Below are 21,881 nucleotides of genomic sequence, written 5' to 3'. Positions count from 1 at the left end.
CTACCTGACTAAGCTTATCTATTGATTTGCGCATATCACATGCTTGATTATATATAAATATTTTGGTTCTTATACTTCCTATTAACATTCTAAAATTCCTACTATCGCTTTAATCTCTTCTATTTTGCATCCTTTATTAAACCCTATTCTTATCCCCTTTTTACTTTCTATTATCATCTCTGATTTTATTTCTTCACTTCTTTCTTCTTCGCATTCTTTCACTCTTATTGGTATAAATTTATTTTTTACTGTATTTCTTTTATTTCCTACAAGAATTCTGTGCCATTTATAAAATGTACTTCTCGGCACATTCTTTTGCTTACAAAATTCATATTTACTTACATTACTTTTTTTTATATTCTTCTACTAGCTCTTTCCATTTTTCATTACTTATTCTTTTTTTCTTTTTTTCTAATAGCATCATTAGCCTCTATTTTTTTAGGCTTTTGTTCTACCACTTATTTTTATTCTTGCCTAGATGCCCTTATTTTAGCGCTTACTTCGGGGGTGTTTATATTGTCATTGCGAGAGCACATAGTGCTCGCGGCAATCCAGGATTAATGTATTTCTTTCTTACCTTAAATCTTAAAGAGTTAAATATAACAGTAATAGATGAAATAGACATAAATATAGCTGCAAAAATAGGGTTGACCTTTCCCATTATAGAAAGTGGTATGGCCATGCAATTATAGATTATAGACATGGAGAAATTTTGCTTGATTAATTTAACGGATGTCTTAGATGCTTGTATGATAGTTAAGATATTAATTAAATTGCCATTGTATATTGAATCAGATACATATTTGGCAATCTCAATGGAATTTTTTGGTGAAAGAGATGCAAAGGCAGATTTTAAGGCAATAGAATCGTTTAGTCCATCTCCTATCATTAAAACCTTTTTACCATTTTTTGATAATTTTTTTATAAATTCATATTTTTCTTTATAGCTTTTTTCTCCATAATAATTTTTAATATTTAGCTGTTTGGCTGTTTTCTCTACATTATAAATTTTATCTCCAGATAGTATATGCAAATCATAATCTTTTTTTAAATGTTGCATAACTTGTTTAGATTCTGTTCTAAGTTCATCTTTGAAAATTAGTCTTTTAGGTGCTTCGTTGTTTTTTCTAAACCAAACTTCTAAATAGTCATCTTTGCTTTTCTCACTTACTACTTTACACCATGATTTATTTCCTAACCAAAATTCATCATTTTTATATTTTGCGTAAAGTCCTCTACCTTTTGTCTCGAGTACCTTTAAATCTAACAAGCTTTGGCTATTATAATATTTATTAATTGCATTGCATAAAATATGTCCACTTTTAGATGCTATTGATGCAATAAATAATTTATCTTCATCGTATAGATCTTCAAAATTTAACAATATTGGTTTGCCATATGTTAGAGTACCAGTTTTATCAAAAACAATAGTGTCTATTTGTTTTAATCTCTCCAGGAAATCGGATTTTTTAATAAAAATTCCTTCTTTAATTAATTTTGAAAATGCAATAATTTGCACCATAGGGACTGCTAAGCCAACTGCACAAGGGCAGGTTATTATTAAAAGAGTGACAGCGTTTAAAGTGGCATTCATTACTCCAGTTTTAAACCAAATCGTAAAAGTAATAAGAGATAGAAATAGTATTATAGGTGTGAAATATTGGGCTAATTTATCTGCAAGTTTAACAAATTTTGATTTGTTTTTTTCAATTACTTCTACAAGTCTAATTATTTCCGATAATGTAGTGTGCTTCCCAGTGTTTTTAGCTTGAACTTTAAGTGTATTATTTAAATTAATTGTCCCTGCATATATAAAGCTGTGCTTACTTACAGTTATTGGATTGCTCTCTCCTGATATTATACTGTTATCAACCTCGCTTTCTCCATCAATAATAACTCCATCTACTGGAAATTTTTCACCTGCTTTAACTAATATTATATCATTTGGCTTTACTGATTTCGCTGCAATACTGATGGTTCCATCAGGCTTAATTACATTTGCTATGCTTGGCTGCTGAAACATAATTTTTCTTATGCCTTCTTTTGCTTTATTCTTTGCTTTTAAATCTAAATATCTTCCTACCAGGAGCAAAAAAGTTAAACTTGCTGCTGCATCATAATATACATAATCACTCATCCTGATAGTTTCTTGGATACTAATTAAAAGTGTTGCAATAATGCTAATCGAAATAGGGATATCTATATTTGTTTTATGTGCTTTTAAAGTTTTGTATGAAGAGATAATGAAAATTCTGGAAGCATAGATAATTGATGGTACTCCAATAATTCCAGAAACTAAGTGGAATATATATCTTAAATATTCCCCCATAGAGTAAGTATAGTTGCCTATCCATACTGCGAATGCAAAAGCCATAATTTGTGCAGTTGCAAAGCCTGAGATAGTGATGGCTTTAAGTAGTTCTTTTTCGCTTTGTTTTTCTTGATCATTGAGTAGCTTTATATCATAAGGTGAAATCTGGTAACCTAAATTTACAAGTAAATTTATTATTTTATTTATATATTTTTTTGAACCTTTCCATATAACTTCAAGCCTATTCGTTGAAACTGATAACTTTGCAGATATAATTTTATTTAAAGATTTTAATGAATTTTCAATCAACCAAACACAAGAGCCACATGATATCCCATCTACTAGTAAGTTAATTGTGTGACTACCATGATTATTAGTAATTACCTCATCTATGAAGTTTATTTCATTTTTATATTCAGACGCTTTGGGGGGAGAAGTATTGTAAATTTCTCTACAATATTTATAATAGTCTTTTAAATTTAATTTATTAATTAGATAGTGTGCACTTTTACAGCCAACACAACAAAATTTCTCATCTTTTATGGTTTCTTGGCCACAATGTATGCATTCTCCCATATTAATTATTTCTTTATAGGAACTCCGTATAGTTCAAGCTTTGAATTAACTAATTTAAATCCAAGTTTTTTAGCAATTCTTTCTTTTAATTTTTCTAATTCTTTATTTTTAAATTCTACTATATCGCCAGTTTCCATGTTTACTAAATGAAAATGTTCATTAGCCTTTTTGAATTCTTCATATCTAGCTTTACCTTCTCCAATTTCTAGTTTTTTTATAAGGCCAAATTGTTCGAATAAACTTAAAGTTCTGTAAATTGTTGCAAGGCTTATTTTTGAATCAATTTTATTAGCTCGAGCGTATAGTTCTTCAACATCAGGATGATCGTTTGAATTTGATAAAACTTCTGCAATTATTCTTCTTTGACTAGTAAGTTTTAAATTTTTTTCTACACAAGCTTTTTCTATATTATTCATGAATTATTTATACTATGAATTATTTTTTGTTTTAAATTTTGTATACCTGTCTTTTTAGTACAACTTACAGCAATAATTTCTGTTGATATATCTAAAATCTTTAATATGTTTTTTGTAGAACTCATTATAAACTCACATTCAGATTTTTTTAATTTATCAATTTTATTAAGTACTAATAATATATTAATACTTTTACTTTGAAAAAAATTCAACAATAATTCATCTTCTTTTTTTATCCCACGTCTTGAATCAATTATTAGTACAATCATTTTTAAATTTTCTCTGTTACTTATATAACCTTCTATTAAATAGCTTAATTTATTAACTAGTTCTTTAGATCTTTTTGTGTATCCATGCCCTGGTAAATCTACTAATGTTATTTTATCGGCAAGATTAAAATAATTGATTTTTATTGTGCTTCCTGGTGTGTTTGATGTTCTTACCAAGTTTTTTCTATTAACAAGTGCATTAATTAAACTGGATTTTCCGACATTTGATCTGCCTAAAAATGCAATTTCAGGTAAATGAGATTTTGGATGTTTTCCTTGTTCATCAACACTATAAAAAAATTTACATTCTCTTTGGAATAAATTTGAGTTCACTTGAGGTTATTATAATTTTTATAGTAATAATAATACTAACCTATTAAAAAAAAGTAAAAGAAATTTATTGTACTTACTGTCTACCTTGATATTGTTTTACATTTGATTTTTCACTATTTAATTTACTTGTAAATTTACCAATAACTTTTGAGCTTTCTTTCTGGATGCTTTCCATGCTTTTTTGTATTTTTTCTAAAAATCTGTCTTTAGAAATTATTGTACCATCCTTATTTCTCACTACATTATCTTTACTATTGCTTATTTTTTCATATAATTTTTTGAGATTATCAAGCTTTTTCTGACTATCTTTAGTCATTTTATTTTCTTGTGTTTTAGGTTTATTTTCAAGATCATTTTGAAGTGAGTTTGTTTTATTATCTACCTGTTGTGATACACTGTCAATTTCCTTGCCCATTTTTTCAATTCCGCGATCTTTCCTCTGTATGCTGCTATCTAATCTTTCTTCTGTTTTATCTAAAAATTTTTGATATTCTTTATCCTGTTCTTTAACTAAAGTATTATATTGTTTTATTTTTTCTGAAATTTCAGTTCTTTTAGTTTGTAAGCTAGCTAATTCTTCTTGTAATTTGCTTACAATTGAGGTTCGTTCAGATATGGCTTCTTGGGTCCGTGCACTTTTTAATAGCTTTGTTTTACTTTTAAGTCTTTCTTGAAGTTGTATAATTTTTTCATCAAGTTTTTCTAAAGGATTTTTTTCTCCAAATCCATAATTCTGAATTTCAGTTTTTAGTTTTGCTAACTCTTCTTTAAAATTAACTGAACTTTTTTCCTCTTCTGGAAAAGTTTTTCCCCATGAATTTATTTTGTTTTATTTTTCTCTTAAACTCTCTTTTTTAGGTTTAAATGCCCTGATTAATTTATCAAAAATTCCCATAAATACCTTTCATAACTATATTTCAAATTAAATATAATTAATATATAATGCTACTAATCAAGAGTTGCATTTTGAATTTAGTAAGTAAATGAATGGTAATATTAAATAAATATGAATTGATTTAAGGGGAATATTCCCCTTAAATCAAATATCTTCCTAAAGCTAATCTCTTCTATTTATTGATTATACTGATGAAATGTTAAGATTAGGTTAAGAAAAAAAATTTTTTTAAGATTTTTTATAATTTATGATAATTCACCTTTTACTATAGTTGATATAGATTATTTATAGCAATTCATTTTTTTTGTTTGTTATTGTAAAAGGAGATGATGATTATAATATGATAATCCAAAAAATGTAATAATGATTATATCTCTGGGTCAATCACACCTATTAAGTGATTTTGTTGTGACAATTATTAGTATGTGGTTATTAATAATTATTTAGAGATATAATAAAGTATTTATTATCAATCTTCTATACGGTCATTATGATAATACATAAGCAATTGTTTTAAATTAATGCACCTATAATACTAGCAGTTGAAAGATTTACCAAAGTTCCAGCTACAATTGCTTTAAATCCTAACTTTATAACTTCTGCTTTACGTTCTGGTATTAAAGTGCCATAAACCCCAATCATAACTCCTATGCTTCCTAAATTAGCAAAGCTACATAGAGCATATATCATCATTATGTTAGTTTTAAAGCTTAAAGTAGAGCTAATATTAACTAACTCTTGAAATGAAATAATTTCGTTTAATATTAGTTTTGTTCCTAAAAGAGAGCCAGCAATAACTGCTTCATCTGATGGTATGCCAATTATCCAAGCAATAGGGTACATAACCCATCCTAAAATTTTTTGAATTGTGATATCATAATCAGTAGGATTTAAAGCGCCAATTAATTGGTTAGTAAGGTCAATTAAAGCAACAAAGCCAATTAACATTGCAAGTATAGTAATAATCACCTTGCCTCCATCAATAATACCTGTGTATAGTGCATCTAATGTATTTTTTGCTGAAGAATAATTTGCATCTTTTCCTTCTGATACTTCTGATGTTTCAGGCACAATGATTCTGGAAACAACTAATGATGCAGGTATACTGATTAAAACAGAAGTTATAATGTGTCCTAGTGGGTTGGGTGTAAGTGGTTTTAAAATCATTGAATAAAGTACCATAACTGAACTTGCTACAGCAGAAGTTCCACAAACCATAAGTGAGAAAATCTCACTATGTGTAAAGCGTTTTAAATAATTATTAATTACAAGGGGTGTCTCACTCATTCCAGAAAATATATTTGCTGAAACTGCAAATCCTAAAGTTCCTCCAATGTTTAATATTCTTTTAAATACAAAAGAGAATATATTTATAATAAAGGGTAATATTTTCCAATATGTTAATACTGAGGATAATGCGGATATTGTAATTAATACTGGAAAGCCTTGAAATGCAAGTATATACCCAAGTCCTGATTTTTCAGGTGGATTTGCAAGTCCCCCAAAGACAAAAGTTGCTGCGTGAGTGGTTGATTTGGCAATAGCCTCTAGAACATTGTTAAATCCTAAAAATATTGTAGATATAGCTGGTATCTTAAAAAGAGTAATTGCAAAAAGAAATTGAAAAAACAAACCAGTTATAACAGCTTTGATATTTATATTTTTTTTATTATTACTTAATATAAAAGCTACTGTTAGTGATAAGATAATGGTTAGTATACAGTGAAAATATTGCATTTTTTATTTGTTATCAATTAGTTTAGCAATTTTTGCTTGAATTATATCAATCGCAATTTGGTTTTTTACACCCTTTGGAACTATCATATCAGCATATTTTCTGGAAGGTTCTATAAATTTAAAATACATAGGTCTTACGTGATTGTTATATTGAGTTATTACAGAAGCAATATCTCTTCCTCTTTCGACAGAATCTCTATATATTCTTCTAGATAAGCAAATATCTAAAGGTGAGTCCATATAAATTTTTATATCAGTAAGCTCGCGGATTTTAGTATCTGCAAGTAATAGTATTCCTTCTAATATTATTACTGAGCAAGGCATTATTCTTGTTGTTTCTTTCTTAAATGAGAAGTATAGTTATACTGAGGGACGTTAATAGTTTTATTTGATTTAAGGTCTGATAAGTGCTTAGAAAGTAACTCATGTTTAAAGGCGTCAGGATGATCATAATTTTGAATACATCTTTCTTCAAATGTTAGGTCAGGACGATTTTTATAATAACCATCTTCACTAATTATTGCTACTTCAGTATTTAAATTAAAGTTCTGTGATATGCTTTTAGCAAATAAACTTTTGCCTGATCCTGAAGGGCCTGAGACACCAATTACTATATTCGGCATAAAAATCGTTCCTTAGATGCAAAATTTTAAGTAAATTATCACAAAAAAGTCTTTATGCAATAGATAAATTTAAATATATAATTTTATATTAAAATATATAAAATTATATATTGTAAAAATAATGAAAAAAAACTATATATTGTGTAGATAATAATAAAATAATACTATTTATGTCTTTACTTACTGCTGAACCTATATTTAAACCATTTCATTATCCTTGGGCATATGATGCATGGAAAAAACAACAACAAATTCATTGGTTGCCTGAAGAAGTTCCAATGGCAGATGATGTACAAGATTGGAGAAAAAAACTTTCTGAGCAAGAAAAGCATCTCTTAACTCAGATATTTAGGTTTTTTACTCAAGCAGATATTGAAGTTAATAATTGTTATATGAATCATTATTCTAAAATATTTAAACCTATAGAAGTTCAAATGATGCTTTCTGCTTTTTCTAATATGGAAACTATACATATTGATGCTTATTCTCATTTACTAGATACATTAGGAATACCAGAGGTTGAATATCAAGCTTTCATGAAATACAAAGAAATGAAAGATAAATATGATTACATGCAGCAGTTTAATGTTGATTCTAAAATTGATATAGCGAAAACTATGGCAGTTTTTGGGGCATTTACAGAGGGGCTTCAGTTGTTTGCTTCATTTGCAATGTTGCTTAATTTTCAAAGATTTGGTAAAATGAAAGGTATGGGACAAATTGTTGCTTGGTCTGTAAGAGATGAGACTTTGCATACTCTTTCAATAATTAAATTATTTAAAACTTTTATAAGTGAAAATAGTGAAGTTTGGAACGACGAATTAAAAGATTTTCTTTATCAAGCATGTCAAGATATTGTTGAACATGAAGATGCTTTTATTGATTTAGCATTTAAGTTTGATGGGGCAATTGAGGGAATGGATGAGCATGATATAAAAAGCTATATTAGGTTTATAGCTGACAGGAGGCTTAAACAATTAGGATTGAATCCTATATATAAAATCCAAAAAAATCCTCTATCATGGTTGGACGAAATCCTTAATGCTCCCGAGCATACGAATTTCTTTGAAAATAGAGTAACTGAATATGCAAAATCAGCTACAAATGGTTCTTGGGAAGATGCATTTATGATTTTTAAAGATGCAGATCAAAAATAATGTTAGTTGATTCACATTGTCATCTTGATTTTGAGGTACTAAACAGAGATTTAGAATCTGTAATTCAAAGAGCGTTTGATAACAATATTGGTTTAATGCAAACAATATGCACTAAGATTAGCGGATTTGATAAAATATATAAATTATCTGAATCTCATAATAAGATTTTTTGTTCTATCGGTAATCATCCACTTAATTTAGTTGAAGAGGGTGTAATTAAGGCAGAAGAAATATTAAAATTCACTAATAAACCAAAAGTAATTGGTATTGGAGAGACAGGATTAGATTATTACTATTCAAAAGATAATGAGAAAGTGCAGAAAGAGAGTTTTATTGAACATATTATTGCTGCTCAAGAATCTAAGTTGCCTATAATAGTTCATACCAGGTCAGCAGATAAAGATACTGTTGAGATTTTGAAAAAGTATATGAAAATTAAAAAATTTTCTGGTGTAATTCACTGCTTTACTGCTAGTCAGTGGCTTGCAAATGAATGTGTTGATATGGGATTTTATATTTCAGCTTCAGGTATTGTCACTTTTAAAAATGCAAAAGATATTCAACAAATTTTTAAAAAAATACCAGTTGAAAAAATTTTATTAGAAACTGATGCACCTTATCTTGCTCCAGTGCCAATGAGAGGTAAAGATAATGAGCCAGCATATTTAAAATATACTGCAGAATTTATGGCCAAATTATTAGACTTAGATTTAAATAATTTTATAGACATAACTACAAAAAACTTTTTTAATCTATTTAACAAAGCTAAAGTTTAAATAAAAATGCAAATTACTATTTTAGGATGTGGGAACTCGCATGGTGTTCCTTGCATAAATTGTGATTGTTTTGTATGTAAGTCTACGAATAAAAAAAATAAAAGAAAAAGACCATCAATATTTGTTGAATATAAAGATACCAAAATATTAATTGATACATCTCCTGACTTGAGACAACAATGCTTGGAGAATCATATAATAGAAATTGACGCAGTTATATATACTCATGATCATTCTGATCACGTTGCAGGAATAGATGATATTAGAAGGTTATGTAAAGATAAAAAGCCAATAGATGCATATATAGACGATAGCACTTTTAAAAGTTTGAGCAAAAGATATGATTATATTTTCAAAAATAATTCTCCATTATATTATTCATTATTAAAAAGGATAAAATTAGAAAAATTTCAAAAAATAGGTGATATTAACGTGAGTGCTTTTGATCAAATCCATGGGTCTATTATTTCACAAGGTATAAGGTTAGAAAATATTGCTTACTCTACTGACTTTAATGAAATACCTGAGAAATCTTTTGAAAAATTAGAAAATTTAGATGTTTGGATAGTTGATTGTATGAGATACTCTTATGCTCCTACTCACTCTTATCTTGAAAAAACTTTATTGCTCATAGAAAGGATTAAACCGAAATTGGCAGTTCTAACTCATATGGCTCACGAAATTGAATATGAGGAAATTTCAAAAATATTACCAAAGAATGTGATTGCGGCTTATGATAATCTTAAAATTTAATGTATGGTGTAATAATATAACCCGAACTGCAGATAAAAAATAAGAAATTTATAGCAAATCTTATAATAATGAAGAAGATTCTATATCTGGATTGCCACGGATGCTATCGCATCCTCGCAATGATTGTTGCTATATTTATGTTTGTTGATAATTTTCCTGGATTGCCACGAGCAATTTGTGCCCTCGCAATGACTATATCGTTGTTCTTAACTGTGCTAAATATTGCTGTATAGTGGCATTCTAGCTTTTTATAGAGCAATTCTTATCTGCAGCTCAGGTTAATTTTAAAAAAAAAATATATTGCAATAATTTGTAATATTATTTTATTTAATAAAGCTTATAAATAAGGGTATTACTTATATTAAAAGTAATATGGATTTATTAAATGAGTTATCAGCAAACTATATGTAGCAAGCAAGTTATTTCAGGTATTGGCTTGCATAGTGGTGAGATGATCAATCTTTCCATATCTCCACTTAAAGAGAACTCAGGAATAGTTTTTAAAAGATCTGATATTAGTGAGAATAATATAATAGATGCAAAATTTTTTAATGTTTCTAACACAAAATTATGCACAGAAATTTCTAATGAAAGTGGGGTAAAAGTTGCAACAATTGAGCATATAATGGCTGCATTGTGGGGTATGAATATAGACAATGCTTTGATTGAGGTGTCTGGTTCTGAAGTTCCTGCTATGGATGGTAGTTCTAAGGAATTTATAAATCTTATTAAAAGTTCCGGTATACAAAAACAATCAAAAAAAAGGAAATATTTGAAAATTTTAAATACAATTTCTGTTGATAAAGATGGTAAACAAATAATAATTGATACTTCAGACGATTTTCAAATTGATTTTGATATTGATTTTGATCATAAGTCCATAGGTCATCAAAATTATACTCTATCAGATTCAAGTCAATTTGAAAAAGAAATAGGAAATGCTAGAACTTTTGGTTTTTACAATGAGGTTGAAGTTTTAAAAAAGAATGGCCTTGCTATGGGTGCATCTCTTAAGAATACGATTGGTTTAAATGAAAATGGGATTATGAATTCTGATGGCCTTAGGTGTAAAGATGAGTTTGTTAAGCATAAAATATTAGATTGTATAGGAGATTTATTTTTATCGGGGTATCGTATTGTTGGTAATATAAAAGCAAATAAGGCTGGACACAATTTAAATAATGAGGTGTTGAAAAAGATATTCTCTACACCAGATTCATATAAAATTATATAAACTTAATTAAAACTTCAAATAAAGATACTTATATAAATTTAGATTATATAAAGATTGCAATCAATTATTCCTTTATACTTATATTTCTTTACATAGTTCATTTCACATTTTTTTATAACGTTTTTAGATGCTTTATTATCTTTATGGCAACAAGCATATATATTTTTTAATTTTATTTTATTTAATCCATAATCAATTAACAGTTTCATACATTCTGTTGCAAATCCGTGTCCCCAAGAATTTTTATTAAATATATATCCTATTTCGATATTTTTATTTTTTTCATTGAATTCTAAATTAAATAAGCCTGCTATGCCGATGAAATTATTATTACTTTTTAAATTTATATCAAAAAATGAGTAGTTATATTTTTTAAAGTATTCAATATTTTTATATAAATTTTTTTTGATTTGCAATTTACTTAAAGATTTGCCATTTCCTATATATTTAATTACTTGATGATCGCATTGCAAATTATACCAATTATCCAAACTTGTTATTTTAGGAATTTTTATATATAATCTATCAGTTTCTAGTAAAGAACTCTTCATTTCCTCAACTTTGCCAAACTCTTATTAATAATGATAACCTTAATATAAAAATAAATCATTATAAAATACATACTTATGAAGTAAAAAAATAAAATAGATAAAAAATTTCAAGAAATAGTTAAATCTAGCTTTGGTAATAAAAATGTTTATTAAGCATCAAACCTTTTCCCTCTTAATTTCATTACTTCGGTTATTACTTTTGCAACAGCTTTGTAATGTTCGAAAGGAATTTCTTCATCAATCTCAACAGTTTTATAAAGAGTTTGAGCTAGTGGTGGATCTTCGTATATAGGAACATTATTTTCTTCGGCAATTTCCCTAATTATAAGAGCAATATTATCTAAGCCTTTTGCAACAACTACAGGTGCAGAATCATCATCAGGGGAGTATTTTAAAGCAACAGCATAATGAGTGGGGTTTGTTATTACAACATCAGCATTTGGTACTTTTGACATCATTCTTTCTCTTAATTTTTTATTTCTTAAACTTTTTAATTTTGATTTTATTTGAGGATCACCTTCACTTTCTTTTAGTTCCTTTTTAATTTCTTCCTTACTCATCATTAAATTTGAGATATATTTATTTCTTTGATAAATAAGATCAATAGCTGCCAAAAAAAACATAATAATGCAAACAGAGATAAAGATTTGTTGCAAAGATTGATTAAAAAAATCTAATATTTCTAACATACTCAATGTGTGTAGGATAGAAAATTTATATGTTTCTGATTTTATTGTTAGATAAATAGCAATACTTATAATCAAGATTTTGAATAAGCCTTTAATTAATTCAACAATTGAGTTAAATGAAAAGATTTTATTAAATCCTGAAATAATAGAAATTCTATTAAGTTGAAATTTGATAAATTCAGGAACAAATAGCACAGCATTTTGAAGTAAGTTTCCAAGAATAGCTGCTATGAAACAAAACAAAAGAGGAATTGAAACAATAAAGAATAAAGTAATTAATACCTGTGTAATTAAATGCTTTATAGTAGCTGTGCTTAAAATAATTTGATTTGGTTGTTCAATAAAATAAGAAAGATTGCTTAGATATTTTATACTAATTTTAGGTATTATAAGTATTATTAGTATTGCAATAAATATAAAAAGTATAGAGCTGTTAAATTCTTTTGATAAAGGTATATTACCTTTTTTCTTAGCATCCTCTATTTTTTTGGGAGTAGGTTGCTCGGTTTTCTGTGATTTATCTTCTTGTTGTAATTCAGACATTAGATAAATAGATTATTTATATAATTTTTATATGTTTCAATAAACCAAATCATCAATGTTGATATTGTAATAGAAAGAAATAAAAATCCAATTAATGATTGTATAGGTATTATTAGAAAAAATATATGAAGTTGTGGCATTAGTCTTGATAAAATACCACTACCAATATTTATTAATAAACTGATAATAATAAAGGATGAAGCCATTTTTATACTAATGATCCATACTTCATTAACAGCTTTCATTATAGATTGAGTGTAATCAGAATTAAATTCAGCATAACTAAATATAGGGAATGTTTTATAGCTTAATGCTAAGCTATTAATGACAATATGATCAATTCCTGTGGCAAAGATTAAAACTATAGCTAAAATTGTAAAAAAATTTCCAAGTAATGTGCCTTGTTGAGATGATTGTGAAGGATCTACAAGTGTTGCTGCAGAAAGTCCCATAGAGTTACTAATTACAAATCCAAATATATTTACAACTGATACAATTATTTTAAGAAATAATCCTATAAATAACCCTATGATAATCTCACCTGATATGTTCAAAAACAATTGTATTGAGCTATCAGGTATTATAATTAATTTAGATGGAAATATGATAGGTAATAAAATAGAGCTTAGGATAATTGCAAATAACAATCTTATTCTAGTATTAATAAGATGTTCGCCAATGCCTGGTGTAAACATCATTACGCAACCAACTCTACTAAAGATTATTAAAAAGTTATAAATGAAATTTACAGAGAAATTTGATAAATTCATTTTATTAGATTAAGTCTATAACAAAATAAAAAAATAAGTTATAATTAGTTAAATTTTAAACATATATTAAAAATGCTATATTTGACAAGAAAAATAGATGAATCAATTATTATTAATAATGATATAAATATTACTATTATTGAAATTAACAAAAATTCAGTAAAATTAGGAATTGAAACGCCAAAATCTTCTACTGTTTTAAGAAAAGAGGTTCATGATGTAATTGTGAAAGAAAATATGGAGGCACTTTTATATTTTGATGAAAATTCAGATAAAAAAGTTGAACAAGATGATATTAATGAATGAGTATTTTTCTTTATAAAACTAAAATCAAAAAATATATATATGTATTATTTTTATATATTACTTTTATATGTAAGTGTTATTCGGATCAGATATTATACGATGATGAAGTAATTGATTTTTTTGATAATTTGACTACTCCTATTTTGAAGGTGTCAAATCTTCAAGGTAGGGGTATAAAGGTACAAATTATATTGTCAAATACAATAAATGCGTATGTTATTGATAATAAAAATGTATATGTATATTCTGGTTTAATATCAAATATTGATAATATAGAAGGCTTAATAGGTGTAATAGCTCATGAAATAGCTCATATAAAACAAAGTCACATATTAAAATTTGAAGAAAATATTAATTTAGAAAAAAAGAAAGCTATATTTTCAACTATTTTAGGGTTAGCAATTGGTATTTCTATTAATAAACCTGGTGTTGCAACGATAGGTGCCTTAGGTGGCGCTGAAATGGCACATTTAGATATCCTAAGGCATAGTAGGCATAATGAATATGCTGCAGATAAATTAGCTTTAGATTATTTGTTTAAGCTTGGGATTCAAAAAAAAAGAGATGATAAATTTTTTTAAAAAATTAGAGAATAGAGAGCGAATATACAATTTTTAAAAATTCATATAGATTGACTCATCCCCTTACTAGTGAACGCATAAGATTTATTGAATCAGTAAATGATAAGGTAATTTTAAATAAGAATTCTAAATATCCTAATCAATCATTAATTAACGAATTTAATATAATTAAAGCAAAATTATTTGCTATCACTAACTCTTTTACAGATACTAACAAGATTTATGATTGTAAAGAAGATTATTGTTTATATGCTAATTGTATTGCATATAGTAAAAATAAAAATTTTGAAAAAGCAATTGAGATTATTGATAAATTAATTAAAAAAAATCCTAATTATATTTATTATTATATAACAAAAGCTCAATTATTATTTGAATCAGGTGATATATCACAATCTAATTATTATTATCAAATGGTTACTAAAAAGGACCCAAAATTATATATTTCTAAATATGAATTAGCTAATCAATTAATTATAAAAAGAATTAATATTAAAAAGGCAATTGAATTATTGAAAGAAGTTATATTTCACTATAGTTCAGTACCAGAAATATGGAAAAAATTAGGTAATGCATATTATATAAATAAGGATTATTTTGAAGCTAACAAACATTATTTTAAAAGTTCTATTATAGTTGGAGATAAAAAGCTTTCTGAGATCTTTTTAAAAAGATCTCAGAAATATGCTAAAACAATAGAGCAAAAAAATCAGATCATTTTACTTGAGAAAAAATTCAGTGAGATGCATTAAGATAATAATTAGAAAATGTAAATTTACAATATGCTATAGAGTAAATAGTTGAAGCTATTGATAATGATTTTTAAACAGTAATAATATAAAAATATTAAGTACCTTTTACTAAAATTTGATGTTTATTAAAAAAAATATTTATAGTTAATCCTACGCCGATCATCATTGTTAAGTAATTTGATCCTCCATATGAAAGTATTGGAAGTGGAACTCCTACAACTGGTAAAAGTCCTGATATCATTCCTATATTAATTAAAACGTGAAAGAAAATAAGTGATGCAAAGCCAAGGACGTATATTCTATAAAATTGAGAATAGCATTGTAAAGCTAATAAATATAAAGTTAGTATAAGTAATATATACACACATAGTAATGTTAAGCATACAATAAATCCACCTTCTTCTGCAATTGATCCAAATATAAAGTCTGTATGATTTTCAGGTAAAAAATCTAGTTGATTTTGTGATCCTTTTAAAAAACCTTTTCCAAAAGTTCCACCAGATCCAATACTTATAATTGATTGTATTATGTTATATCCTGCACCTAAAGTATCGGTTTGAGGATTTAAAAAAGTTAATATTCTAGTCTTTTGATAATTATGTAAAAATCTCCAAATAACAGGTAAACTTATGATAGAAGAGATAAATAAATAAACAAATAATCTAATTTTAACACCTGAGATGAAAAAAATAGTTATAGCAGTTAAAATAATAATAATTGATGTGCCTAAATTAGGTTGTTTTAATATTATTGTTGATGGTAATAATACTAGAGCTATTGGAAATATAAGATACCTATTTTTTTTTATATCATTTACATGACAATTATGAAAAAATTTAGCTAATGCTAAAATAATGCCAATTTTCATGAATTCAGAGGGTTGTATGTTAATGAAGCCCAAATTTATCCATCTTTTAGCCCCCATAGCTTTATATCCCATAAAATTAGTAATAAGTAATGTTAAGAGTATAAAAAAATATATATAATAGGAGTTAGTAAAGATAAAATTTATGTTAATAATTGAAAAAATAAAAATTATTAAAAATGAAATAGATGTAATAATAATTTGCTTTGTTACTAAGCTATCTAATACTCCTCCAGCAATTGATAGCATAGCTAAAAGGTTTTTAAATATTAATATGATAACTAAAATAATAAAAAATTTTATTAAGAATAAATTTTTTTTAATTAAATATTTTGAATTCATCATTCATCATTATCATCTTGAGATATTTTTTTTGCCTGATCATCGGCGATTAATGCATCAATAAATTGATCTATATTGCTTTCTTGTATAGCCTCTTGTAAATTATAGGTAGTTAAATTAATTCTATGGTCAGTTATTCGATTTTGAGGAAAATTATAAGTTCTAATTCTTTCAGATCTATCACCACTACCTACTTGTACTTTTCTTAAATCTGAAATTTCTTTATTCTGTTTTTCTCTTTCAATATCATATAATTTAGATTTTAAAATTTTTAAAGCTTTAGCTTTATTTTGATGTTGTGACTTCTCTGATTGTACTACTACTAAACCTGTTGGTATATGTGTAATTCTTATTGCACTATCTGTAGTATTAACGTGTTGTCCTCCAGCTCCACTTGATCTATATGAATCTATTCTTAAATCTTTATCATTAATTTTTAAATCAATGTCTTCAGCTTCTGGTAATACTGCAACTGTGGCAGCGGAAGTGTGTATTCTTCCACTTGATTCAGTAGTAGGAACTCTTTGTACTCTATGAACTCCAGATTCAAATTTTAGTCTTTTATATACTCCTTTTCCTGATATAGATGCCATTGCTTCTTTACATCCTTCTAGTACAATTCCTGATACTGATAAAATTTCAAATTTCCAATTTCTATTCTCAGCGTATTTTTGATACATTCTAAATAATGTGCTTGCAAATAAAGCTGCTTCATCACCTCCTGTTCCAGCTCTAATTTCAATAATTGCACCTTTTTCATCTGCAATATCTTTTGGGATTAGCATTATTTTAAGTGTTTCTTTTAAAGATTCTAAATTTAATTTTGATTCTTTTTTTTGTTCTAACGCTAAATCTTTTAGTTCTTTTTCTTCACTGGTTTTTAATAGTTCTTCAGCTTCATTTAATAGTTCTAAATTTTCTAAATATTTTGTAGCATGCTTATTTATTTCAGATAAATCTGAATGTTCTTTAGCTATTTTAGCAAAGTCTTGAGAAGATATCTTTGAAGGATCTGATAATTTGTCGTTTAAACTATTATATTTTTTAATAATGTTCTTTAGCCTATCTTCAAATGCCATAATAAAAATGTGTTTTATGAAAATTAGCTTTGAACTTAACAGTTTAAACTGAATCTATCAAGCTTTCATGAAGATAAAGATTTTAATAATGTTAATATATTTTTTCTTACCTCTGCAGTTTGTATTTTTTTATAATGCTCAACTAAATTTTCAATTTCTTTTGATTTTATATTGATTCCAAATGAATTTTTATTTACATCAGATGCATAATTAATTTTTACTTCTGGAGTAACATAATCATCAATTCCTTCAAAGAAATATTTTACGTCAATTCCTAAAAATTTAGCAAAATCATAAAGTTTACTTGCACTAATTCTATTTGTGGCTTTTTCATATTTTTGTACTTGTTGAAAGGTTAGGTTAACCGAACCTGCAAGATCATCTTGACTAATACCTTTTTCTATTCTTTTTTGTTTTAATCTTTTACCTACATGTAAATCAACATGATGTATTTTATTATTAGAATTGACCATAAGTTTATAACCCTCCCACTTAGTTCAATTTTTATCCATTAAAAATTAAAGCGCATTTTACACGCATCTTACAAACACTAAAAATATATAAATTTTAGACTACTCAACTTGATATATATCTATAATAGTGATAAGCTTTTCTAAAAACAACATTTGTTAATGTATAGTATATATGTTTTTTTTAATCAAGTTAAATTTATATTAAAATAAATGGTAAGTAGGTTTCCAATATCAAAAGAGGGTTTAGATAAGCTTAATTTAGAACTTAAGAATTTAAAGAATGTTGAAAGAGTTAATGTTATTAATTCTATAGCTGAAGCTAGAGAACATGGTGATTTATCTGAGAATGCTGAATATCATGCTGCTAGAGAAAAACAAGGCTTTATTGAAGCAAAAATTTCTGAATTAGAGGATAAAATTTCAAGAGCAGAAATAATAGATGTTTCTAAATTACAAGGTGATGAAATAAAATATGGTGCATCAATAAGATTATTAGATGAAGAAAAAGATGAAGAAATAGTGTATAGAATTGTAAGCGATTACGAAGCAGATGCTTCTAAAGGGTTAATATCAATTTCTTCTCCACTTGCTAAGGCATTGTTGGGGAAAAAAATTGAAGAATGTTTTGAATTTAAAACTCCTAAAGGAACAAAGTATTATCAAATTTTATCAATTAACTATATTTAGCATTTGTAGCTCAGTTGGATAGAGCGTTACCTTCCGATGGTATAGGTCGTGGGTTCTAATCCCTCCAAATGCACCAATAAATAAAAATATTATCTATGCAGATAACTTTATTTATTTGCAATTTTATTGAAATTGTATTTTACTTACTTAGGTATAAATTATCTTGGGAAATGGCATGAGCAATAATATTACAAAGTATCAAAAAAATACAATAGGGCTTCTTTCTATTGGTACTTTTTTTGAATATTTTGACTTTATGCTATATGTTCACATGTCTACTTTATTAAATGACTTATTTTTTCCACAAACAGATCCTATTGTTGCTAAATTATTAGGTGTTTTTGCACTATCTGTTACATTTTTTTTTAGGCCTTTAGGTGGGGTTTTAATTGGTAAGATAGGTGATGTTATAGGTAAAAAACATACTATAATTATTACAACTTTTATAATGGGGTTGTCTTGCTTTATTATGGCTAATCTTAAAACTTATGTGGAAATTGGTATTTTAGCTAGTTTTGGTGTTATATTATGTAGAATTTTGCAAAGTTTTTCATCTTTGGGTGAGATTGTTGGTGCGCAATTATATGTTTCTGAGATTTTTAAAAGACCTCACAAATTTATATATAGTGGAGTAATTGAAATTTGTGCAAGTATTGGTAGTTTAGTTGCCTTGATTATAGCATTATTTTCTACATATTTTGCATTAAATTGGAGATTAGCTTTTTGGTTTGGAGTTATAATTGCACTTGTGGGGTTGATCGCAAGGACTAAATTAAGAGAAACGCCAGAATTTATTGATTATAAAAAAAGAATAAGAAATAGAGATAAATTAAATAATCAACAAGTCAAAAGCAAAGATTTTTCTTTTTTACAAAAAGAAAAAATAGATAAAAAATTAGCATTGTCGTATTTTGTATTTTCTTCAGTCATTCCTTTAAGCTTTTATATTGCATACATATATATGGGAGATATTATGAAGATAAAACTAGGAATGAGCTTTGATTCAATAGTACTACAAAATTTAAAAGTTACTGTAATTTCAATTTTTATCACAGTTATGTTTATAAAATTTGTTAAAAAGGTTCATCCTATAAAATTGACTAGTTATGCAGTTATAGTTTTTATGACATTCTTGCCATTTATTCTATATTTGTTAAGTAATAACTTAAATATTTATATATTAACTATTATACAATTATTAATACTTCTCCCATCTATGCCAATGTTTGGTTTAGAAGTAAGTTGCTTTAACTATATTCCCATACATAAAAGATTTTCATGTTTTGCGTTGCTATTTGGTTTATCTGGTGCATTATCATTTACAATTGTTAGTTTTTTTTTGGTATATATGGAGAATTATATTGGATTTTATGCTCTTTGGTTGGTTTATTTTATAATATTATTATCACTAAACATGAGTAAAAATTATCTTAAGAAATTAGAAATCACTAGAGGAGCATATTATCAATATCCAAATGAAAAATTGCCATATATAGATACAGCTTTAGAGGAAGGAGATTTTGAATATAATGATTTAGGAATAGAATATGAAGATTTTAAAAATGAATGTAAATATTCGCAGTATCTATTAGAAAAAATTAAATTAATAATTCAAAGGGAAAATAGGGATGTTAATTTGAAATTAATACAAAAATCTATGGTTTTTGCTAAAAAGTGGCATGGAAATGCTATGAGAAAAAGTGGAGAACACCCATTTTATTCACATCCATTTAAAGTAGCAGAAATGGTGGCGGAAAGATATTTAAAGACAGATGTGATAGTCGCCGCAATACTTCATGATGTGATTGAAGATTCTAAGTGTGATTTACATCTTATTGAAATGAAATTTAATTTTAGAATTGCTCAAATAGTTGATAGATTGACAAATAAAAGATTTAAAAATGGCCAATATATTAAATTAACTTTTGAAGATACAATAAAAAAGTTGCAGTTAGTTGAAGATAATGAAGCGTTATTAATCAAAAAGATGGATAGAATGCATAATCTGGAGACAATAAGAGGTTTAAGTCCGATTAAGCAAAAAAAGATGGCAGAGGAAACAAATAATTATTTTATAAAATTTATAGCGATTATTGGGGATAAGCTTGGTATATCTGGGCAAATTTATTTAGAAAATAAAATGTTTCAATATTGCAAAGATATATTGTTAAAAAAGAAATAAAAGTAATAAAAATAAATTTTGTACTTTAGCTTGTATAGTGCTTTACATGTTAATTTAGTATTAATGAATTATTTTTTAGTTATATAATCTAAGGTATCATATGTTATTGAAGATTAACTTATTGATCTTTGTGTTTGTCACAAATATATAAATTTTTTTGATCTAATTGTTTTTTATAGTTTAACATTTTTTTTGGATAATCTGTTAGTATAGCATATGCTCCTAGTTTTATCGATTCGCAATAATCACTAATATTGTTAATTCCAAATAACACTATTTTAACATCTTTTGATAGTTTTTTAGTGCAATTAATAACATTTGTGTTCCATAATTTTATATTAATCTTATTTACTCCTTCTCCTAGGAGAAATTTTTCTTTGATAATCATATCCCTTCTTAATTCTAATCCTATCCATGGATCATTTAATTGTATATTACATGTATTGTTTAAAATTACACTCAAGTTTCTTTTTCTAGTATAATCTCTTGCTTCAAACTTTTTAGCATGTTTGTATCTTTGATTTAGGTATTTGTAATGATCAATATTTGTAGAGTAAAAAATAACTCTATCCCAGCTTTCAGTTTTAGATAAAATTTTTGCTATAGCATCTATTAACTGTTTTGTATTTAGTGATTTTAAATCAATTATGAATTGTATATATTTAAATTTAATTAGAACTTCTTCTAAAGAAGGTATATATAATTCTTGTTTTAAATACTGAAGAGATTTAATTTTAGAATTTTTAATTATATCAAAATTTTGATCTGCAATTTCACCATTTTTATCAGTGTTATGATTTAAATTTTTTGAATGTAAGCGCTAAAATAAGGGCATCTAGGCAAGAATAAAAATAAGTGGTAGAACAAAAGCCTAAAAAAATAGAGGCTAATGATGCTATTAGAAAAAAAGAATAAGTAATGAAAAATGGAAAGAGCTAGTAGAAGAATATAAAAAAAGTAATGTAAGTAAATATGAATTTT

The 21,881-nt window shown here is 26.3% G+C and carries 22 protein-coding genes, 1 tRNA gene and 1 pseudogene; 10 read left to right on the top strand and 14 right to left on the bottom strand.

Annotation, left to right across the window (positions count from 1 at the left end; translation table 11 throughout):
- Positions 1–81 precede the first annotated feature (81 nt).
- The 7 genes and pseudogenes from tnpA to udk all read right to left on the bottom strand — a co-directional run bounded on the left by tnpA (position 82) and on the right by udk (position 7,160).
- A complete protein-coding gene (tnpA, locus tag EIC27_RS00970; protein WP_410519451.1) occupies positions 82–357 on the bottom strand; it encodes an IS66 family insertion sequence element accessory protein TnpA in 276 nt (91 codons plus the stop codon).
- Positions 358–511: 154 nt separating this feature from the next.
- A complete protein-coding gene (locus tag EIC27_RS00965; RefSeq protein ID WP_126044296.1) occupies positions 512–2,887 on the bottom strand; it encodes a heavy metal translocating P-type ATPase in 2,376 nt (791 codons plus the stop codon).
- 5 nt (positions 2,888–2,892) lie between these two features.
- On the bottom strand, positions 2,893–3,303 hold the full coding sequence (locus EIC27_RS00960) for a Fur family transcriptional regulator (protein WP_126044295.1): 411 nt from the start codon (positions 3,301–3,303) through the stop codon (positions 2,893–2,895).
- The gene (gene yihA / locus EIC27_RS00955; protein WP_126044294.1) at positions 3,300–3,905 is read right to left on the bottom strand and encodes a ribosome biogenesis GTP-binding protein YihA/YsxC; all 606 of its coding nucleotides are present in this window, start codon (positions 3,903–3,905) and stop codon (positions 3,300–3,302) included. The genes EIC27_RS00960 and yihA overlap by 4 nt, the downstream gene beginning before the upstream one ends.
- Before the next feature lie 73 nt (positions 3,906–3,978).
- On the bottom strand, positions 3,979–4,320 hold the full coding sequence (locus EIC27_RS00950; protein WP_126044293.1) for a hypothetical protein: 342 nt from the start codon (positions 4,318–4,320) through the stop codon (positions 3,979–3,981).
- Positions 4,321–5,313: 993 nt separating this feature from the next.
- Entirely contained in the window at positions 5,314–6,537 is a 1,224-nt protein-coding gene (locus EIC27_RS00945) for a NupC/NupG family nucleoside CNT transporter (protein WP_126044292.1), read from the bottom strand.
- 3 nt (positions 6,538–6,540) lie between these two features.
- A pseudogene (gene udk / locus EIC27_RS07425) lies at positions 6,541–7,160 on the bottom strand (uridine kinase).
- Between the two features lie 170 nt (positions 7,161–7,330).
- Between udk and EIC27_RS00935 the strand changes: the two are divergent.
- The 4 genes from EIC27_RS00935 (at position 7,331) to lpxC (ending at position 11,080) form a co-directional block, all read left to right on the top strand.
- Positions 7,331–8,317: a ribonucleotide-diphosphate reductase subunit beta gene (locus EIC27_RS00935; protein WP_126044291.1), complete on the top strand. Its 987-nt coding sequence runs from the start codon at positions 7,331–7,333 to the stop codon at positions 8,315–8,317.
- Positions 8,317–9,093 (top strand): TatD family hydrolase, encoded by a 777-nt coding sequence (locus tag EIC27_RS00930; protein WP_126044290.1) that lies wholly within the window; start codon positions 8,317–8,319, stop codon positions 9,091–9,093. The genes EIC27_RS00935 and EIC27_RS00930 overlap by 1 nt, the downstream gene beginning before the upstream one ends.
- Positions 9,094–9,099: 6 nt before the next feature.
- The gene (locus EIC27_RS00925; protein ID WP_126044289.1) at positions 9,100–9,846 is read left to right on the top strand and encodes an MBL fold metallo-hydrolase; all 747 of its coding nucleotides are present in this window, start codon (positions 9,100–9,102) and stop codon (positions 9,844–9,846) included.
- A 385-nt stretch (positions 9,847–10,231) separates the two neighbouring features.
- Positions 10,232–11,080, top strand: a complete 849-nt coding sequence (gene lpxC / locus EIC27_RS00920; RefSeq protein WP_126044288.1) for a UDP-3-O-acyl-N-acetylglucosamine deacetylase — start codon at positions 10,232–10,234, stop codon at positions 11,078–11,080.
- Positions 11,081–11,118: 38 nt separating this feature from the next.
- On the opposite strand, the gene EIC27_RS00915 is transcribed toward lpxC, so the two are convergent.
- From EIC27_RS00915 to EIC27_RS00905, 3 genes are all read right to left on the bottom strand, one after another.
- On the bottom strand, positions 11,119–11,631 hold the full coding sequence (locus EIC27_RS00915; protein ID WP_126044287.1) for a GNAT family N-acetyltransferase: 513 nt from the start codon (positions 11,629–11,631) through the stop codon (positions 11,119–11,121).
- A 149-nt stretch (positions 11,632–11,780) separates the two neighbouring features.
- Positions 11,781–12,863 (bottom strand): flagellar biosynthesis protein FlhB, encoded by a 1,083-nt coding sequence (flhB, locus tag EIC27_RS00910; protein ID WP_126044286.1) that lies wholly within the window; start codon positions 12,861–12,863, stop codon positions 11,781–11,783.
- Positions 12,863–13,633 (bottom strand): flagellar biosynthetic protein FliR, encoded by a 771-nt coding sequence (locus EIC27_RS00905; RefSeq protein WP_126044285.1) that lies wholly within the window; start codon positions 13,631–13,633, stop codon positions 12,863–12,865. The genes flhB and EIC27_RS00905 overlap by 1 nt, the downstream gene beginning before the upstream one ends.
- Positions 13,634–13,705: 72 nt before the next feature.
- On the opposite strand from EIC27_RS00905, the gene csrA reads away from it, so the two are divergent.
- From csrA to EIC27_RS00890, 3 genes are read left to right on the top strand one after another with little or no spacing between them, the layout of a single operon-like run.
- Positions 13,706–13,939, top strand: coding sequence for a carbon storage regulator CsrA (gene csrA / locus EIC27_RS00900; RefSeq protein ID WP_126044284.1), 234 nt, complete (start codon positions 13,706–13,708; stop codon positions 13,937–13,939).
- A complete protein-coding gene (locus EIC27_RS00895) occupies positions 13,936–14,520 on the top strand; it encodes a M48 family metalloprotease (protein ID WP_126044283.1) in 585 nt (194 codons plus the stop codon). The genes csrA and EIC27_RS00895 overlap by 4 nt, the downstream gene beginning before the upstream one ends.
- Before the next feature lie 50 nt (positions 14,521–14,570).
- Positions 14,571–15,272, top strand: a complete 702-nt coding sequence (locus EIC27_RS00890) for a tetratricopeptide repeat protein (protein ID WP_126044282.1) — start codon at positions 14,571–14,573, stop codon at positions 15,270–15,272.
- A gap of 94 nt (positions 15,273–15,366) precedes the next feature.
- On the opposite strand, the gene rodA is transcribed toward EIC27_RS00890, so the two are convergent.
- From rodA to EIC27_RS00875, 3 genes are all read right to left on the bottom strand, one after another.
- On the bottom strand, positions 15,367–16,482 hold the full coding sequence (gene rodA, locus EIC27_RS00885) for a rod shape-determining protein RodA (protein ID WP_126044281.1): 1,116 nt from the start codon (positions 16,480–16,482) through the stop codon (positions 15,367–15,369).
- The gene (gene prfA, locus EIC27_RS00880; RefSeq protein ID WP_126044280.1) at positions 16,479–17,558 is read right to left on the bottom strand and encodes a peptide chain release factor 1; all 1,080 of its coding nucleotides are present in this window, start codon (positions 17,556–17,558) and stop codon (positions 16,479–16,481) included. Before prfA ends, rodA begins: the two co-directional genes overlap by 4 nt.
- A 65-nt stretch (positions 17,559–17,623) precedes the next feature.
- Entirely contained in the window at positions 17,624–18,031 is a 408-nt protein-coding gene (locus tag EIC27_RS00875; protein WP_126044279.1) for a helix-turn-helix domain-containing protein, read from the bottom strand.
- 210 nt (positions 18,032–18,241) lie between these two features.
- Here EIC27_RS00875 and greA point away from each other — a divergent pair, with 210 nt between their 5' ends.
- From greA to EIC27_RS00860, 3 genes are all read left to right on the top strand, one after another.
- Positions 18,242–18,718, top strand: coding sequence for a transcription elongation factor GreA (greA, locus tag EIC27_RS00870; protein ID WP_126044278.1), 477 nt, complete (start codon positions 18,242–18,244; stop codon positions 18,716–18,718).
- Positions 18,718–18,794 (top strand) — tRNA-Arg (locus EIC27_RS00865). Before greA ends, EIC27_RS00865 begins: the two co-directional genes overlap by 1 nt.
- Before the next feature lie 99 nt (positions 18,795–18,893).
- Positions 18,894–20,900 carry an MFS transporter gene (locus EIC27_RS00860; RefSeq protein ID WP_126044277.1) on the top strand — a complete coding sequence of 669 codons (2,007 nt, stop codon included), beginning with the start codon at positions 18,894–18,896 and terminating at the stop codon, positions 20,898–20,900.
- Positions 20,901–21,018: 118 nt separating this feature from the next.
- Here the strand turns inward: EIC27_RS00860 and EIC27_RS00855 are convergent, their stop codons facing one another.
- Positions 21,019–21,363: a PI-PLC domain-containing protein gene (locus EIC27_RS00855; protein WP_126044276.1), complete on the bottom strand. Its 345-nt coding sequence runs from the start codon at positions 21,361–21,363 to the stop codon at positions 21,019–21,021.
- Positions 21,364–21,881: the final 518 nt, after the last annotated feature.

Source organism: Candidatus Aquarickettsia rohweri, from assembly GCF_003953955.1.
Lineage (GTDB): Bacteria > Pseudomonadota > Alphaproteobacteria > Rickettsiales > Midichloriaceae > Aquirickettsia > Aquirickettsia rohweri.
This window is presented reverse-complemented; position numbering and strand designations above follow the sequence as displayed.

Excerpts from the sequence above, each read along its gene's own strand:
- EIC27_RS00965 (WP_126044296.1), bottom strand. The coding sequence starts at position 2,887 with ATGGGAGAATGCATACATTGTGGCCAAGAAACCATAAAAGATGAGAAA.
- EIC27_RS00960 (WP_126044295.1), bottom strand. The coding sequence starts at position 3,303 with ATGAATAATATAGAAAAAGCTTGTGTAGAAAAAAATTTAAAACTTACT.
- EIC27_RS00950 (WP_126044293.1), bottom strand. The coding sequence starts at position 4,320 with ATGGGCAAGGAAATTGACAGTGTATCACAACAGGTAGATAATAAAACA.
- EIC27_RS00945 (WP_126044292.1), bottom strand. The coding sequence starts at position 6,537 with ATGCAATATTTTCACTGTATACTAACCATTATCTTATCACTAACAGTA.
- EIC27_RS00935 (WP_126044291.1), top strand. The coding sequence starts at position 7,331 with ATGTCTTTACTTACTGCTGAACCTATATTTAAACCATTTCATTATCCT.
- EIC27_RS00930 (WP_126044290.1), top strand. The coding sequence starts at position 8,317 with ATGTTAGTTGATTCACATTGTCATCTTGATTTTGAGGTACTAAACAGA.
- EIC27_RS00925 (WP_126044289.1), top strand. The coding sequence starts at position 9,100 with ATGCAAATTACTATTTTAGGATGTGGGAACTCGCATGGTGTTCCTTGC.
- lpxC (WP_126044288.1), top strand. The coding sequence starts at position 10,232 with ATGAGTTATCAGCAAACTATATGTAGCAAGCAAGTTATTTCAGGTATT.
- EIC27_RS00915 (WP_126044287.1), bottom strand. The coding sequence starts at position 11,631 with ATGAAGAGTTCTTTACTAGAAACTGATAGATTATATATAAAAATTCCT.
- flhB (WP_126044286.1), bottom strand. The coding sequence starts at position 12,863 with ATGTCTGAATTACAACAAGAAGATAAATCACAGAAAACCGAGCAACCT.
- EIC27_RS00905 (WP_126044285.1), bottom strand. The coding sequence starts at position 13,633 with ATGAATTTATCAAATTTCTCTGTAAATTTCATTTATAACTTTTTAATA.
- csrA (WP_126044284.1), top strand. The coding sequence starts at position 13,706 with ATGCTATATTTGACAAGAAAAATAGATGAATCAATTATTATTAATAAT.
- EIC27_RS00895 (WP_126044283.1), top strand. The coding sequence starts at position 13,936 with ATGAGTATTTTTCTTTATAAAACTAAAATCAAAAAATATATATATGTA.
- rodA (WP_126044281.1), bottom strand. The coding sequence starts at position 16,482 with ATGATGAATTCAAAATATTTAATTAAAAAAAATTTATTCTTAATAAAA.
- prfA (WP_126044280.1), bottom strand. The coding sequence starts at position 17,558 with ATGGCATTTGAAGATAGGCTAAAGAACATTATTAAAAAATATAATAGT.
- EIC27_RS00875 (WP_126044279.1), bottom strand. The coding sequence starts at position 18,031 with ATGGTCAATTCTAATAATAAAATACATCATGTTGATTTACATGTAGGT.
- greA (WP_126044278.1), top strand. The coding sequence starts at position 18,242 with ATGGTAAGTAGGTTTCCAATATCAAAAGAGGGTTTAGATAAGCTTAAT.
- EIC27_RS00860 (WP_126044277.1), top strand. The coding sequence starts at position 18,894 with ATGAGCAATAATATTACAAAGTATCAAAAAAATACAATAGGGCTTCTT.